Origin of the sequence: Romboutsia sp. D33t1_170424_H2, from assembly GCF_015669105.1 — a bacterium.
GTDB lineage: Bacteria > Bacillota > Clostridia > Peptostreptococcales > Peptostreptococcaceae > Romboutsia_C > Romboutsia_C hominis.
The window spans coordinates 50,622-67,631 of sequence record NZ_JADOZQ010000004.1 but is presented as its reverse complement, the minus strand read 5'-3'; the positions used below and the strand labels follow the sequence as shown (position 1 = coordinate 67,631).

Annotated in this window: 16 protein-coding genes, 1 pseudogene and 1 riboswitch; of the genes and pseudogenes, 15 read left to right on the top strand and 2 right to left on the bottom strand. The window is 26.0% G+C overall.

The annotated features are described in order from the left end of the window. Positions 1–78: 78 nt before the first annotated feature. The 7 genes from I4U66_RS06415 to I4U66_RS06385 all read left to right on the top strand — a co-directional run bounded on the left by I4U66_RS06415 (position 79) and on the right by I4U66_RS06385 (position 5,558). Positions 79–792: a DUF434 domain-containing protein gene (locus tag I4U66_RS06415; RefSeq protein ID WP_092925445.1), complete on the top strand. Its 714-nt coding sequence runs from the start codon at positions 79–81 to the stop codon at positions 790–792. Between the two features lie 120 nt (positions 793–912). After that, on the top strand, positions 913–2,385 hold the full coding sequence (locus tag I4U66_RS06410) for a protein adenylyltransferase SelO (RefSeq protein ID WP_195928616.1): 1,473 nt from the start codon (positions 913–915) through the stop codon (positions 2,383–2,385). Positions 2,386–2,659: 274 nt separating this feature from the next. Further along, positions 2,660–3,313 (top strand): hypothetical protein, encoded by a 654-nt coding sequence (locus tag I4U66_RS06405; protein ID WP_092925449.1) that lies wholly within the window; start codon positions 2,660–2,662, stop codon positions 3,311–3,313. Positions 3,314–3,366: 53 nt separating this feature from the next. Continuing rightward, positions 3,367–3,696, top strand: a complete 330-nt coding sequence (locus tag I4U66_RS06400; protein WP_092925451.1) for a hypothetical protein — start codon at positions 3,367–3,369, stop codon at positions 3,694–3,696. A gap of 91 nt (positions 3,697–3,787) precedes the next feature. Beyond that, positions 3,788–4,381 (top strand): YdcF family protein, encoded by a 594-nt coding sequence (locus I4U66_RS06395; protein WP_207743618.1) that lies wholly within the window; start codon positions 3,788–3,790, stop codon positions 4,379–4,381. Positions 4,382–4,608: 227 nt separating this feature from the next. Beyond that, positions 4,609–4,767 carry a hypothetical protein gene (locus I4U66_RS14735; protein ID WP_240275773.1) on the top strand — a complete coding sequence of 53 codons (159 nt, stop codon included), beginning with the start codon at positions 4,609–4,611 and terminating at the stop codon, positions 4,765–4,767. 278 nt (positions 4,768–5,045) lie between these two features. Continuing rightward, the gene (locus tag I4U66_RS06385) at positions 5,046–5,558 is read left to right on the top strand and encodes a transcription repressor NadR (RefSeq protein ID WP_195928661.1); all 513 of its coding nucleotides are present in this window, start codon (positions 5,046–5,048) and stop codon (positions 5,556–5,558) included. A 99-nt stretch (positions 5,559–5,657) separates the two neighbouring features. Here the strand turns inward: I4U66_RS06385 and I4U66_RS06380 are convergent, their stop codons facing one another. Both I4U66_RS06380 and I4U66_RS06375 read right to left on the bottom strand, forming a co-directional pair. Beyond that, complete coding sequence (locus I4U66_RS06380; protein ID WP_195928614.1) at positions 5,658–6,611, bottom strand: L-lactate dehydrogenase; 954 nt, start codon at positions 6,609–6,611, stop codon at positions 5,658–5,660. 318 nt (positions 6,612–6,929) lie between these two features. Further along, complete coding sequence (locus I4U66_RS06375; RefSeq protein WP_195928613.1) at positions 6,930–7,529, bottom strand: hypothetical protein; 600 nt, start codon at positions 7,527–7,529, stop codon at positions 6,930–6,932. Between the two features lie 238 nt (positions 7,530–7,767). On the opposite strand from I4U66_RS06375, the gene I4U66_RS06370 reads away from it, so the two are divergent. The 8 genes and pseudogenes from I4U66_RS06370 (at position 7,768) to I4U66_RS06335 (ending at position 16,974) form a co-directional block, all read left to right on the top strand. Next, positions 7,768–8,325, top strand: coding sequence for a hypothetical protein (locus I4U66_RS06370; RefSeq protein WP_195928612.1), 558 nt, complete (start codon positions 7,768–7,770; stop codon positions 8,323–8,325). Between the two features lie 180 nt (positions 8,326–8,505). Beyond that, positions 8,506–8,609: riboswitch (SAM riboswitch) on the top strand. A gap of 89 nt (positions 8,610–8,698) precedes the next feature. After that, a pseudogene (locus I4U66_RS06365) lies at positions 8,699–9,937 on the top strand (O-acetylhomoserine aminocarboxypropyltransferase/cysteine synthase family protein); the annotation flags it as partial. Position 9,938: 1 nt separating this feature from the next. Continuing rightward, positions 9,939–10,829 carry a homoserine O-acetyltransferase/O-succinyltransferase family protein gene (locus I4U66_RS06360; RefSeq protein WP_195238154.1) on the top strand — a complete coding sequence of 297 codons (891 nt, stop codon included), beginning with the start codon at positions 9,939–9,941 and terminating at the stop codon, positions 10,827–10,829. 135 nt (positions 10,830–10,964) lie between these two features. Further along, complete coding sequence (locus I4U66_RS06355; RefSeq protein WP_195928611.1) at positions 10,965–11,756, top strand: EcsC family protein; 792 nt, start codon at positions 10,965–10,967, stop codon at positions 11,754–11,756. A 131-nt stretch (positions 11,757–11,887) separates the two neighbouring features. After that, complete coding sequence (locus tag I4U66_RS06350; RefSeq protein WP_195928610.1) at positions 11,888–13,012, top strand: hypothetical protein; 1,125 nt, start codon at positions 11,888–11,890, stop codon at positions 13,010–13,012. A gap of 84 nt (positions 13,013–13,096) precedes the next feature. Next, entirely contained in the window at positions 13,097–13,969 is an 873-nt protein-coding gene (locus I4U66_RS06345; protein ID WP_330383730.1) for a DMT family transporter, read from the top strand. A 180-nt stretch (positions 13,970–14,149) separates the two neighbouring features. Beyond that, a complete protein-coding gene (locus I4U66_RS06340) occupies positions 14,150–15,355 on the top strand; it encodes a zinc dependent phospholipase C family protein (protein ID WP_092925475.1) in 1,206 nt (401 codons plus the stop codon). A 230-nt stretch (positions 15,356–15,585) separates the two neighbouring features. Beyond that, on the top strand, positions 15,586–16,974 hold the full coding sequence (locus I4U66_RS06335) for an MATE family efflux transporter (RefSeq protein WP_092925477.1): 1,389 nt from the start codon (positions 15,586–15,588) through the stop codon (positions 16,972–16,974). The last annotated feature ends 36 nt before the right edge of the window (positions 16,975–17,010 follow it).

The following is a 17,010-nucleotide window of genomic DNA, read 5'->3' as shown; positions in this document are numbered from 1 at the left end:
ATAATATTTTGATCAACGTACAAAGACATTGGCGACATGAACGAAACGAATTTTATATAATAAGGGGTAAAATATAATATGGCTAAAATATCTAGGCGTGGATTTGATGAAAATGATAAAAGATGGTTTTCTAATAAAGAATTGATGAAACTAAAAAAAGCTAAAGAAGAAGTAGAATGGTTGATAAATAGAGATTACAAAATAGAACCGGTAGTAAATTTTGTTTCAAATAAATATCAATTCTCAACAAGACAAAGGGATGCTATAAAAAGATCTGTATGTTCTTATAAAAAGAAAATGATAAGAAAATCTAAAAAACTTCCAATAGATAAGATAAGTGAAGGAACTATATATATAGATGGATTCAACTTGATAATAACACTAGAAGTCGCATTATCTAAAGGAACATTAATCATAGGAACTGATGAAAATATTAGGGATTTAGCAGGGCTTAGAGGAACTTATAAAATCATAGATAAAACAGAAGAAGCATTAAATTTAATTGGAATGTTTTTTAATGAATATAATCCTAGCGAAGTTATATTTTATTTAGATTCTCCAGTTTCTAATTCTGGTAATCTAAAATATAAAATATTAGATCATACAAAAAATTGGAAATTTAATACTGATGTTGTATTAGTTAACAATGCAGATATAATACTAGATAAGTTAGATAGAGTAGTTAGTAGCGATGCAGCTATAATTGATAAATGTATAAGTTATTTTAATATAGCAAAAGAGATAATAGATAAGTATATACAAGAAGCAAATATTATAGATCTGAACACATAGATATAAGGTTAATTTATAAATAATAAATAAAAAAGTAGCAAATGAAAATAATATATAAAAATAGAATATATAAAAATTAATATAAGATAAATTAAATATAAAAAATAGATAGGAGAAAAAATGACTAATAAGAACGAAACTAAAAAAATAGGATGGAATTTAGATAATAGTTATATTACTTTACCGAAAACATTTTTTAGTAAGATTGATTTAAATAAAGTAAGTTCGCCCAAATTAGTTATTCTAAATTATCCACTAGCAGAATATTTAGGGCTTAATAGCGATGCTCTTAAAAGTTATGAAGGAGTATCAATACTTGCAGGTAACAAAAAAATAGAAGAAGGTGCTTTTATTGCACAGGCTTATGCAGGACATCAATTTGGGTATTTTACAATGCTAGGAGATGGAAGAGCACTATTAATAGGCGAACAAATAACACCAAGTGGTGAAAGATATGATATTCAACTCAAAGGCTCTGGTAAAACACCATACTCTCGCCGAGGAGATGGGAGGGCAGTACTTGGCCCTATGCTTCGTGAATATATAATAAGTGAAGCTATGTATGGTTTAGGTATTCCAACTACCCGCAGTTTGGCAGTAATTAAAACTGGTGAATCTGTAATTCGAGAAGATATAAAACAAGGAGCAATACTTACTCGTATTGCATCTAGTCATATTAGATTTGGAACATTTGAGTATGCAGCAAATTTTGGAAGTACAAGTGATATTAAGGCTTTAGCAGATTATTCTTTAAAAAGACATTTTCCACATATAGCTGATGATGAAAATAAATACATTAATTTACTCAAGGAAGTTATAAAAGTACATGCAAGCTTAGTTAGTAAATGGCAAAGCGTTGGATTTATACATGGTGTTATGAACACTGATAATATGACTATTAGTGGAGAAACTATTGACTATGGTCCTTGTGCATTTATGGACACATATAACCCTAATACTGTATTTAGTTCTATAGATACTCAGGGTCGTTATGCATATAAAAATCAATCAATTATGGCCGAGTGGAATTTATGTAGACTTGCAGAAGCATTATTACCATTATTACATGAAGATCAAAAAGAAGCTATAAAAATAGCTCAAGATGCTGTTTCTGAATTTTCAAATTTATATTATATAAATTGGCTATCAATAATGAGATCAAAGCTTGGAATATTTAATGAAGATGAACAAGATAAATCTATAATTGAAGATTTACTTAATATGATGGAAAAATATAATGAAGATTATACTAATACTTTTATAGAGCTAACATTTAATAAAAATAGCAAAAAAGGTATGTTTAGTAGTGAAGAATTTAAAAATTGGTATAATATTTGGAAGGAAAGACTCAAGAGACAGTCTAGTTCAGAAGAGGAAATACTTAAATTAATGAAGAAATCTAATCCAGCAGTAATTCCAAGAAATTATAGAGTAGAAGAAGCTTTAGAAGCTGCTGATAAAGGCAACTTTGAAGTTATGATAAATCTTATCAATGCTATTTCAAAACCATATGAGCATTCAAAAGAGCAAGAAGAGTATTCAAAGTTACCTAAACCATCGAACTGCTCTTATAGAACTTATTGTGGAACATAAAAAATTAATAAAAATGAGAGAGGCTTTTATATAAAAGCCTCTTTTTAAACTTAAGAAAATTATGATACTTCAAAAATTGTGGGCGACATAAAGTGTTTCACTGACACGTCGCTTAGGCGAAGTAAATTTTTTATTACTAATATATTTAATTAGCTAAAATATTATTAATAATCTTACCTTACAAATTTGTAATCTTTATGAAAGATAAATCAATATGTAGATTTTAAGTTTTATAATAATATAATCATATATAAAAATAAAAGGAGAATTATTTATGAAACTTAGTAAAAGAACGATAGTAGGATTACTTTCAGCTGCAGTAATTTTAATAGGAGGGAAATTTGTATATGATAATTTTATAGACGATGATTTTACTTATCCATTAACTTATATATCAATAGAAGGGAATAAAAGAGAAAAAGATCAAATTGATACAATAGAGAAAAGCTTAAATAGTAATAAGTGTAAATTTGAAGAAATAAACTTTGAGATGCTTAAAGTTGATGATAATAATATGGTTATTAAAGAGTCTGAATATAATAAATTAGCTAATAAATTAGATTTAGAGAAGGTAAGGGTAAATGATAAAGAAGCCGCAATAATACCAAGATATGATGGTATAAAAAACTTTAAGTATATGAATGAGTTAAAAGAATTAACTAATTATAAAGTAGAAAACGACAATTTGAAAGTAGTGGGTGTAGTAGATAAAAAAATATTAATTACAGGTCTATTCAAAAGTCAAATTATTATAAGTGATAATTTGTATAACAAATTAGAAAAAGACAGTGAAAATAAAATAGTTACAGTTAAAGGATATGAATTTAAAGAAAATTCAAAATCAGATAAAGCTATATTACAGATAAAAGAGAATAAATTATTCTCAAATAATAATGAAAATGATATATTTTATCTTTTTTCTAAATAAATAGTAAGATTTAGAAAAAGATAAAAAAGTATCTTTATTCAGAAAGGATGAATATGAATACCTTATTGTTTACTAGTATAATCATAATTTTATCAGGTACAATTTTATTTCTAGTAGAAAAAAGAAGTTTTCTAACAGGGCTTATATTAATAATTGGATTTTTAGGAATAACTTTTTATACATTAGCAACTTTATCAGATAAAAGTAATATTGCTAACACTTTAATACTTTTAATAGTCTATGGGTTAATACCTATATTAGTAGTAATATGTGCATTTTTATTTATTAAAAATGGAAGAAGTATGATAAAAAAAGAGGGGAAAAAGTTAGCAAATCTTCTTTCGCTAATTATAGGTATATATATTTATTATGATATTTCTTAGTTACGTGTTGATATATCATGGTAATAAATTAAATATGTTTACTTATATGGTTATTATATCAATAATCGTAATGTCAGTATATTTAGGATTTATGTTTATAAGCTATTTAATTTATTCATATATATACCAAGTGATACCAGTAAGAAACAATATAAATTATATAATAGTTCTTGGTTCTGGATTGATTGGAGATAGAGTACCACCTCTTTTAAAAAGTAGATTAGATAAAGGAATTGATATATATAAAGATCAAAAAGACAGAGGGAATTTACCTAAGATAATTGTATCTGGAGGTCAAGGTCCAGATGAGTTAGTTTCAGAAGCATATGCTATGAAAAAATACTTAATATCACAAGGTATAAATAATGAAGATATTATTGCTGAGGATAAATCCACAACAACGTATGAGAACATGAAGTTTTCTAAGGCAATCATGGATAAATCAGGTAATTATAAATGTATTTTTGTAACTAATAATTATCATGTATTCCGTGCATCAATATTTGCTCGTAAGGTTGGATTAAAGGCAAATGGTGTAGGAGCTCCTACAGCTTTTTATTTTCTCCCAAGCGCGCTGATTCGAGAGTTTATAGCTATATTGTTCATATATAAATGGTTAAATATCATTATTATACTTTTATATTTAGTCTTAGTTATTAATTCATTATTACCAATCAATTTTTAGTTTTAAATAACATCAATAATCTATTTATTGAATAAGTATAAGTATATATAAATAGATGGAGGTACTAGATATGAAGGTAAATTTACCACAATCTGCAATAAATTTATTAAAAGGTATAATAGAAAAAAAATAAAGATAAACCGGGCACAATAAGAATATATTTTGCAGGATTTGGATGTAGCGGAGCAATATTTAATCTAGCATTAGATGAAAAAGAAGAATCCGATGTGGAGTATTTTATAGATGGACTACATTTTGTTATGGATAAGTTAGAGTATGAGAAATATAAAGATGTGACAATTATAGAAACACCTAACGGATTTATAATAAATGTTGATAATATGCCTCAAGGTGCAGGCTGCCATGGATGCACTGGTTGTAGTTAATAGTATCAAATTTATATATTAAATAAGAAAAAAATATATATAATTATAATAAGATACTAAAGATGGTACAGTGATTAAATTGGCATAATAAATTAAAGAGTTTACTGTTAAATATATTAAAATTATATTATATAAATAATAACAGTTTGGGTATTATACTCAGACTTTTATTATGAATTAAATGTAGTTTTGCTATAGATATTTTATATTATTTTATAGATAAGCAACATTTATTAAGATATAATAAAAATAGCATGTATATGAAAAGAGGTATTAAAATGACAGGTTCAGATAGAAGAGATAAGATATTAAATCTACTAAAAAATAAAAATAAAGCTGTGAGTGGATCAAAACTATCAAGTGAACTTAATGTAAGTAGACAAGTTATAGTAGGAGATGTTGCTCTTCTTAGAGCTAGTGGCATCCATATTATATCTACTCCAAGAGGGTATATATTAAATGACAATAAAGAAGACAATTATATAATAAAAACTATAGCTTGTAAGCATGATAAAGAAGATATAGAAGATGAATTAAATACTATAGTTGATGAAGGTGTTATAGTTGAGGAGGTAATAGTAGAGCATAGTATATATGGTCAAATTAGTGGCAATCTGCACTTAGAATGTAGAAGAGATGTAAAAGAATTTATAAACAAGTTAAATTCAAAAGAAACTAGCCCTCTATCTCATTTAACAGATGGTGTACATCTTCACACGATAAAGTGCAAAGATGAAAAAACTTATAAGCAAGTTATAACCTCTTTAACTGAAAAAGGGTATTTATATTAGTCTAAATTGTATTTTATAAATAAGACAAAACTATATAATTTTAATAAAAAGTAAGGAGGAACGATTCGTTCCTCCTTACTTTTTATTAAGATATATAAATTAATATCCAATGCTTTTTAAATATTGTTTTAGTATATTATTTGAATGTTTAAACTTAGTCTTCTCTTCTTCAGTCATATCAATTTCTATAACTTTTTCAGCTCCATTTATACCTATTATAGTTGGGACTCCTGTATACACATCTGTCTCTCCATATTCACCTTCAAGTAAAGCTGAAACTGGTAAAATTCTTCTTTCATTACTAAATATTGATTTTATGATTCCAACAACTGCTGAAGCTATACCATAGTAAGTAGTACCTTTTCTATTATATACTTCCCAACCAGCTTTAGCAGTTTTTTCTACTAAATAATCTAAATCTATTTCTTTTTTTAGTTTTTCATTTTCTTCAATTAGGGTTAGAAGAGGTTTACCTGCAATGCTAACATTTGACCAAGGAACCATCTGAGAATCTCCATGTTCACCCATAGAATATGCATGTATAGATCTTGTGTCTACGTCATCTAAATATTTAGATAAGAAGTTTTTTAATCTTGATGAATCTATGGTAGTTCCTGTTCCTATTATTCTGTTTTTAGGAAGTCCAGATAACTTCCATATATGATATGAAATTATATCAACTGGATTTGAAGCAACTACAAAGAAACCATCAAATCCTGATTTCATTATTTCCTTAATTACTGAGTTACATATAGAAGCACTAACTTCTAAAGTATCAAGTCTAGATTGACCTTGTTTAGGTGCTGGTCCTGCAGTAAATATAACAATATCAGCATCACTACAATCTGCAAATGTTGCTTGTCTTATTTTAGTTCTTTGAGACATAAATTCTACTCCGTGAGTTAAATCCCAAGCTTCGCCTTTAGCTTTTTCTTCATTTATATCAATCATTAAAAGTTCATCACATACACATTGATTAACTAGTGCAAATCCACAGCTAGATCCAACTAGTCCCGTACCTACTATTGCTATTTTTCTTAATTTTAAACACATAAGTCATCCTCCTAAAGTTGTCTTTTGTAAAGTGTTTTGAAATGAATTTATTTGTATGGCTTAAGAAATAAGATAAGTAACCTATAAATTTTATTAGTTAAGTCTATATTGGTTATAAAATTATTATTATATATTTATTTTATAAAAAATTATAAATTGATGTATTTGGCATTATTATACTGCTTAATCTTTATAAAGTAAAGAATGAATTGGTAGTAAAAGAATAGAAAATCCTTAGATTATATAAAATTAAAGTAGCTTTTGTGCTATATTTTACTTAAAAATTTGATTATAGATTCATATATATATAGCTAGTATTTAAAATAAAGTTATTATACAATATATAACTAGTAAAAGTGATGTTATATAGTTAGCAATTTTAACATTAAATTTAAAGTAAGATAAGTATGTTATTAAATTTGATTTTAAGTATCTATTAAATATTGCATATATAAAAATAAGTGAAAATCCACTTAGAGTATATGAAGAAATATTGTGTATAAATTGTGGTAAATGAAATATATTAACTGTGATAACAAGCATAAGCAAAGTAAATGTAGTTGAGAGTATATTAGAGTATTCTTCAGGTTTTAATATATATTCATTAAAATAGTTTTTATCATCAAAATTTATAATTTCACTTAATATCTTGTCTATTGATATAAAATCGTAGTCATTGGTATAAACTCCAACATCAACTAAGTAAAGTGTTATTTCTTCATATCTATGAATGATTTTTTCTTCAAAAATTTTTCTTATCTTAAATATGTCTTTTTCTAATACGTTATATATTTCAGTTTTTATTATATCCTCAATATCCCTATTAGAATCTAATCTAGTTTTTATATAAAAGCTTCCATCACAAAGTAAAAACTTATCATTTTGATTTCTTATGATTATTCCAATATATTCATTCATAATATCACCACTCATTGAAAATTTATGTAAATTATAGCATATTAGTTGATATTATCAATATTAAAAAATTATAAATATGAATAAATTAATTTTATATATGTAAGCAAGCTTAAATGAATAAACATAAAAAAGTATTTGACAATTATAAATTTAGTCACTAAACTGTAAATATATATGTAAAGACACATGTAATATGAATTAAATATACTAAATTAAAAAATATATTTGGAGGAGAGATATGAGAACTAAAAATATTGTATTATCAGCACTTTTATGTGCAATGGGAATTATTATACCAATGTTTTCACCAATTAAAATAATATTAGAACCGGCATCTTTTACATTAGCTAGTCATATACCAATATTTATAGCTATGTTTATATCATCAAAGACTGCTCTATTTGTAACACTTGGAACTACAATAGGTTTTTTATTTGGTGGTTTCCCATTACCAATTGTAATTAGAGCACTAAGTCATTTATTATTTGTTAGTATTGGGTGTATTTACTTAAACAAAAATAGGGATCTTATAAAGAGTATAAAAAGTTCTTTAGGATATTCATTTGTTATAGGATTAATTCATGCTATTGGAGAAGTTTTAGTAATTATACCTTTTTATTTTTCATCAAACCTTTCGGAAGGATTTTATAATCAAGGTTTTTTAGTATCTGTTATAGGATTAATAGGAGTTGGAACTATAATACATAGTATGTTAGATTTCTCTTTAGCAGTTTATGTATGGAATATTCTACCTAAAGAGGTTAGAAATAAATATGTAGTAAAAGCTCAAAACTAGACAAAATTTTATAGAATATAGTAATTTGGAATAATCAATAATTAAGCAAAAATGGTAAGTTATAGTATAAAATATTTTATGAACATATACATATAAATATATATAAATTAATTTATTAAATTATAATTTCGATAATTATAATATATAATACTTATTAAATAATAAAAATAAATAGAAAGTCTTTTATTAAGAATGGTGGAGGGACTGGCCCTATGAAGCCTGGCAACAGCTAACTTAGTTAGAATTGTGCTAAATCCTGCAGGAGTTTTCCTGAGAGATAAAAGGCATATTGATTTGTTGCGTTAATAAAAGGCTTCCTAGATAAAAGGGGGCTTTTTTTATGAAAAATTATAACAAGTAAACTTTATGTGTAAGAGGGGGATATAAACCAAATGTTGGGGAGCCTATGGTGTATCCTTTGGTTCAAAGTACAACCTTCAAATATGAAGATCCAGACTTAGTGGCAGATATATTTGATTTAAAAGCAGATGGCCATATGTATAGTAGAATAAGCAATCCAACAGTAGCAAATTTTGAAGAAAAAATAGCATATCTTGAAGGTGGCGTCGGAGCAGTTGCAGTTAGTTCAGGACAATCGGCGGTGCTTTTAGCTATTTTAAATATATGCAAAAGTGGAGACAATATAATATCAGTATCATCACTATATGGTGGAACTTATAATTTATTTAATATAACTCTTAGAAGTTTTGGAATAGAAACAAAATTTGTATCCAATAATGATGATAAAGAATATATACTATCCTTAGTAGATGAAAATACTAAAGCTATATATGGAGAAACTATAGGAAATCCAGGACTAGATATATTAGATTTTAAGAAATTAAGTGAAATAGCTAAAAAGGGGGATATTCCTTTTATAGTTGACAATACAGTAGCAAGCCCGTATTTATGTAATCCTATAAATTTTGGTGCAAATATAGTTATACATTCTACATCAAAATATATAGATGGTCATGCAGTGGCACTTGGAGGAATAGTTGTTGATTGTGGTAATTTTAATTGGGATAATGGGAAATATCCATTATTAAGTGATGGAGATGTTAGTTGTCATGATATTAAATATGTTGAGGAATTTAGGGAAAGTGCTTATATAACAAAGTTAAGAGCATCACTGCTTAGAGATTTAGGTAGCACAATGAGCCCTTTTAATGCATTTTTAAGTAATCTAGGAGTGGAAACACTTCATCTTAGAATGAAAAAACATAGTAAAAATACTTTAGTATTAGCAAAGTATTTAGAAAATCATGAAAAAGTAAGCTGGGTAAACTATCCATACTTAGAAAGTAGAGAAGATTATAAGAAAGTAAAAACTTACTTAAAAGGTGGAAGTGGAATATTAACATTTGGTATAAAAGGTGGAATAAATGAAGCTAAGACTTTTATAAAATCTTTAAAATTAGTAGATTTGGCAATACATCTTGGATTTAATAAAACATCAGTACTTCATCCTGCTAGTACTACTCATAGCCAGTTGTCTGATGAAGATAAGATAAAGTGTGGAGTTAGTTTAGAGATGATTAGAGTATCTGTTGGAATAGAAAATATAGATGACTTAATAAATGACTTTGATAGAGCACTTAAGGAAATATAATATGACTGTATATCTTTGTAAAAAAATAAATGGAGCCAAATTTGTAGATAATTGTATAATAGAAAGCAAAATTTATAATAAAAAGCTATATAGAAAATCTAGTTTAGGTAAGATCAGTCCTCATTATAAAACTATAGGTATATTAAATCTTATGCCTAATAAAGTAGAGACAGAAGCTCATTTATTAGAGTTATTTTCAAAAATGAATGAGGATATAAATATAAAGTTTATAAGGCTTAAAACGCATGTATACAAAAATTGTAATAGACTATATTTGATGAAAAATTATTATACCTTTGATGAAGTAAAAGATGATTTAGATGGACTTATAGTTACAGGAGCTCCTATTGAAAAAATAGATTTCAAACAGGTTAAATATATAGATGAATTAAATTATATATTTGATTATTCTATTAAAAATTTAAAAAGTATGTTAAGTATATGCTGGGGAGCGCAGGCTTGTTTAAATCATATATATGGAATAAACAAAGAGATACTCGATAAGAAGATATTTGGAGTATATAAACATAATATACTTTGTGATGATGAAATACTCAAAAATATAAATAATGGTTTTATATGTGCTCATTCTAGGCACACTATATTAAATAGGAAGGATTTAAAAAATTGTAAATCTATAAAAATACTATCGACAACAGATGAAGGTATAGAGCATATTATAAAAGGGAAGTACAATGACTATTATATATTTGGACATCATGAGTATGATAAAGAATGCTTGAAAAGAGAATATTTAAGGGATAGAAATAAAAAAATATATATAGATATACCTAAAAATTATTTTATTGAAGATGATATGAACAAAGGAATAAGTGTAGATTGGATGGAACACAGCATTAAGATATACAACAATTGGATTAATATAATTTAATAAGAAATTAAGCAAGCTAGTTAGATAACTAGCTTGTTTAGTTTGGAAAAATAAGTACATAGTAATATTAAAAATCTATATGTATAATAAATATATTATGTAAATAAATAATATAAATTTTAAATAGGTGAAAAAATGCAAAATTATAATGAGATTAAACTAAAAGAATTAAAAAAATGGAAAAAGAAAATACGAAAAAAACCATCTATAATAGATAAAGCATCAAAAGAAACTCAAAATAAAATAAATTCCGTTTTACCTCAAAAGTACCACGAAATATTAACTGTAGCTATAAAAAATATGACTAAAATGGTTTTATTTGGGTCTAAGTATACTACTAAAAAAACTATACTAGATATATCTTTAGAAGAAAGAGATAATCTAGCTCTTGAAAAGATAAAAATTTATAAGAGAACTGCTATGATAGAAGGTGCTGGAACAGGGGCAGGAGGCATATTTATAGGGCTTTGTGACTTTCCATTACTTCTTAGTATAAAAATAAAGCTTATTTATGAAATTGCTAGCATATATGGATTTGATACAAATGATTATAAAGAAAGATTATATATATTAAACATATTTCAGCTTGCTTTTTCAAGTAAAGAGCATGTAAACTATGTATTTGAAAATATGGAATGCTTTGATGATTTTAAACATAAGTTATCTGATGATATTAATGCATTTGATTGGAGAAGCTTTCAACAAGAGTATAGAGATTACATTGATTTAGCAAAGTTATTTCAGTTAGTGCCAGGAATAGGAGCTTTTGTTGGGGCATATGTAAACAATAAATTAGTAGATAAACTAGGTGAATATGCAATATATGCTTATCATATGAGAATATTAGATGATAAAGACCACGAGGCTAAGAAGGAAAACTTTATATATACAAAATATAAAAATTTTATTAATAAAATAACTTTATAATATATGCCAAGTAATTTGACTAGTATATTAATTTGTGTAAGTTTATAATGTGTATTTTAAATATAACATTAATATATAAAGTCTCATAAGATATTATAACTAGAGTAAAATAGTTTAGGGGGGGAGTAGCCATGGAAAGCCTTACAAAGAAAGTTTTAATAGATAGCAGTTATGGGAATATAAGTAAAGTAAACTCAAAAGATGAAGTAATATTAGTAGGAGTATATCCTTTTGAAGGAATCCCCTATGTCGATAATATAGACCTTACTTTAAAATCAGAAAATAGTGATCCTATTACTGTTAATATCAAATATTCTGGTTATAATATGCAACTATTTTTAGGAGATTTTACAGGAGACAATAAATCAGAAATAATGGTTAGAGGCAGATTCGGGGGGTCTGGAGGATTTGAAATTGGAGTTATATATAAATATGAAGATGGTAAATTAATAGAGATATTTAACCAAGATATATTTTATAAAAATAATAATTGTAGCGCAACTTTTAAAGATGATTATAAGGTAAGCGTAAATTGTGGAAAGAAAAAATATACAATAGATATTTCATCAAAAGAAAAAGAATATCTGGAGTATTTATATTTACCTAATAGTAAGCTTAAAAATGCAGTTGACGCATATGTAGATGCACCAAATGGAATTTTTCCCACAAAGCAAATTTACAATAATTATTATGAACTCTTAATACAACAAAGAGTAGTCGGAATATCTAATGCAGATACATTAGGTATTATACAAACGTATAGTAACTTAATAGATTCAAATATAAAAAACATATATAAAGGATTATTACTTACCGATTATAATTATAGGAAAAGACAAAGATATAATAAATTTATTACTGAAAAAGATGTAAATAATTATGACTTTAAAAATTTAAAAGGTAATTATTTAAATAGAAATAGTATTTATTCTGCAAGAAACTTTAAGGTAAAGAAAGATAGTATGAATTTAATAGTAAATAATATATTTGAAGAAAAAAATACTTTATACCTTAATGGATATTTACTAAACTTAACAGAAAATACTATTAATGATATTAATAGCTTTAAGATTGAGTTAAAAGATGCTACTGGCAGAGTATTTGCTAAAAAGATTTTTAAGAGAATAGACATAAATGGAGGTTTAGAACCATTTGAAGGTAAAAAAATATTACTGACTTTTTTTGGAGAAGAATATAATTTATATAATATAAACACAAGTAATGTAACGTTGGACTATGATTATGAGATTATATAAAAAACTAGCTAGATAGTTTTTTTTAATATATAATAAATAATTGCATACAAAAGATAAATAAAAAAATTACATAGGAGGTATATCGTGCAGGCAGAGTTAAGTAACAGAAGTAAAGGTATAATATGTATAATAGTTTCGGCATTTGGATTTGCTATGATGTCGGCTTTTATAAAATTAGCAGGAGACTTACCAACTTTTCAAAAGACATTTTTTAGAAATTTAGTTTCTTGTGTAGTAGCATTTATAATGGTTACAAAAGCAAAACAAAGTTATTTTGGAAGTAGGGAAAATAGAAGATTATTAAACTTAAGATCAGCATTTGGAACACTTGGTATAATATTTAATTATTATGCAATAGATAGAATGGTGTTATCAGATGCCAATATGTTAAATAAGTTAAGTCCATTCTTTGTTATAATATTTTCTGCGTTATTTTTAAAAGAAAAGATAAAAACTAATCAAATAGCTGCTGTATTAGTGGCATTTGTAGGAGCTTTATTTATAATAAAACCAACATTTGATTTAGAAATGTTACCATCAATTGTGGGTGTAGCAGGTGCTTTATGTGCGGCATCAGCATACACTTGTCTTAGGGTATTAGGTAAAAAAGAAAATGGAGCGACTGTAGTATTTTATTTTTCTTTATTCTCATTAGTTGTAATATTTCCGATAATGATTATGACTTATGAGCCAATGAGTATGATACAACTTATGTATTTACTTCTTGCAGGGGTATTTGCGACTGTAGGCCAATTTGGTGTAACTTGGGCTTATAAATATGCGCCAGCTAAAGAGATATCTATATTTGATTATTCTAATATAATATTCTCTGCAATAATAAGTGTAGTATTATTTAGTGTATTTCCCGATAAGTTTAGCGTATTTGGATATTTTGTAATATTTAGCGCATCGTTTTATATGTTTATGTACAATAAAAAAAGTGAAGAATGTAATTAAAGTGAGGTTATTATACCTCACTTTAATTATTATTTAAAATAATGATTTTACCTTGAAGAAATACAAAAAATTATAAAAAATTACAAAAAGTTACAAAATATGCAAAAATATTGAAAGAGAAAGCGTTTTTATATATTTTTAATTATAAAGTATTTTGATATTTGGAGGTAAAACAAGGCTATGATAAGAAATATAAAGAAAAATAGCGCAAAAGCATTTGTAATTTCAATGTTATTTGTAGCTATGGGTTCAACATCTTATGCTTGGGATGGTAAAAAAGATGGGACAGGAACGCACGCTTTAATTGCAACTCAAGCAGTTAAAATGATTGAAAAAGATTTAAGCAAATCAGAACCTCAATTATTAAAGTCAAATCTTGATATTCTAAAATCTAACTTAAGAGACTTACAACTTGGATCGACATATCCAGATTATGATCCAAATGCTTATGATTTATATCAAGATCATTTTTGGGATCCAGATACTAAAAATAATTTTACACTTGATAATAAGTGGTATGTGGCATCACCTATATATGATAATGCAGAATCACAAGTTAGAAAATTTACAACTGATGCAAAAAATGAGTGGGAAAAAGGTAATTATAAAGAAGCTACTTTTTTATTAGGACAAGGATTACATTATCTTGGAGATCTGAATACTCCTTATCATGCAGCCAATATTACAGCTGTTGATAGTATAGGACATGTAAAGTTTGAAAGTTATGTTGAAGAACGAAAAGAAAATTATGCAATAGATTCAATGAATTATAATACAGAAAATGGTGCTTATAAATATGCATTAGAAAATAAAGATTTTGATGCTTGGATGAGTGAAAATTCTTATGAATATGCAAAAAAAGCTAAGAATTTATATTATGGTTATTCAACAATGAAAAATTCAACAAAAGATTGGGAATATTCGGCAGTAGAATCTATGAAAAACTCTCAGATCAGTTCAGCTAAGCTTATATATAGATTTTTAAATGAAGTATCTAATACTATAATAGATTCTTCAGATACTAAGAACTTAAACGAATTTAATGTTATTTTAAAAACTTCAAATGAAAAATATGCAGGAACTGATGATTTCGTATATTTTGGATTTGAAACTTCTGATAATAAAAAATATGAATGGAAGTTAGATAATGCAGGAAATGATTTTGAAAAAGGTCAAATAGATAATTATATAATAAAGCTTAAAGATGGAAAAAATATTGATTTAAGTAAGATAAATAACTTCTGGATAAGAAAAAATAATTTTGTTACTAATGGTGATGATTGGAGTGTTGATAATATTAAAATCTTATCAAGAGGAAAGGTCATATTAGAAAAAAATATACATAAAACATTACGAGGAAATGAAACATATAGTATAAATAAGTAAATAGCAAAAAGCCTTAAAGTTGGATTTAATAATATTTAACCACTTTAAGGCTTTATTTACTATAATAGAAAATATATTAAAAATATGTATAAATAATTTAATTATATTGAAAATAAAAAAATTTCTGATATACTTTTATAAATATGCTTTTTATTTAAGTTATATTTAAAAATACATACTATTAAGTGATATTAATCTAGTTTATTTTGTTTACAAAAGAGGTGAAATATTTGGAAAAGAGAATAGATTTAACTAATGGTAAGATATTAGATAAATTAATAAAGTTAGCACTTCCTATAATGGGGACGTCATTTATACAAATGGCTTATAACATGATAGATATGATCTGGGTCGGCAAGGCTGGTAGTAGTGCAGTTGCAGCAGTTGGAACAGCAGGATTTTTTCCTTGGTTAGCTATGGCATTTGTAATGATATCCAAAATTGGTGGGGAAGTTAAAGTTGCACAAAGTATTGGTGAAGGAAATCTTGATAAAACGAGATCTTATATAAAATCAGCTATAGAAATAAATATTATACTATCAACATTATATACATCATTTTTAATAGTGTTTAATAAAGGATTAATAGGATTTTTTAGATTAGGCGATATAAAAGTTATAGATATGTCTAGAACATACTTATATATAGTATCTTTAGGAATGATATTTTATTTTATAAATCCAGTATTTACAGCTATATTTAATGGAATGGGTAATAGTAAAACTCCATTTAAAATAAATGCGGTAGGTCTTATAACTAATATTATACTAGACCCAATACTTATACTTGGTTTGTTTGGTTTTCCTAAACTTGGAGTAGCAGGAGCTGCTATTGCAACAGTCGTAGCACAAATAGTAGTTACATCTTTATTTATATATAGAATAAAAAAGGATGATTATGGATATTTTAAAATAAAACTATTTAGAAATATAGAAATAACATATTATAAAATACTATACAAAGTAGGGCTTCCAGTAGCTCTACAAAGTGGATTGTTTACAGGATTTTCTATGTTACTAGGAGTGGTTGTGGCGTCATTTGGACCAGTAGCAGTAGCTGTTCAAAAGGTAGGGTCTCAAATAGAGTCTATATCCTGGATGACAGCAGAAGGTTTATCCTCATCTTTATCTAGCTTTATTGGGCAAAATTATGGAGCTAAAAAGTTTGATAGAGTTAATAAAGGATTTAAGTTAACTTTAATATTAGCTATAATACTTGGATTTATAAATACTTTAATATTAGTCTTTTTAGGAAAGCAGGTATTTACTATATTTATACAAGAAGAAATGGCTATTAAAGAAGGAACTATTTATCTTAAAATACTTGGATATTCTCAATTGTTTATGTGTATAGAAATAATAACATCAGGAGCTTTTAAAGGACTTGGTAAAACTTCAATACCATCTATAATAAGTATTATATTTACAGGACTTAGAGTACCAACAGCTTACTTAATATCAAATCCAAGCTTACTTGGACTTACTGGAGTTTGGTGGAGTATAACTATAAGTAGTATAATTAAGGGAATACTAATGATTGGTGTGTTTATATTTATGAAAAGAAAAAAGAAATTATATGATGATTATAATACTAAAGGAGAGTTAAGTCATCAGTATTAAAGAAGAAAGTACTTTCTATAAAATTTATAGTAAGTA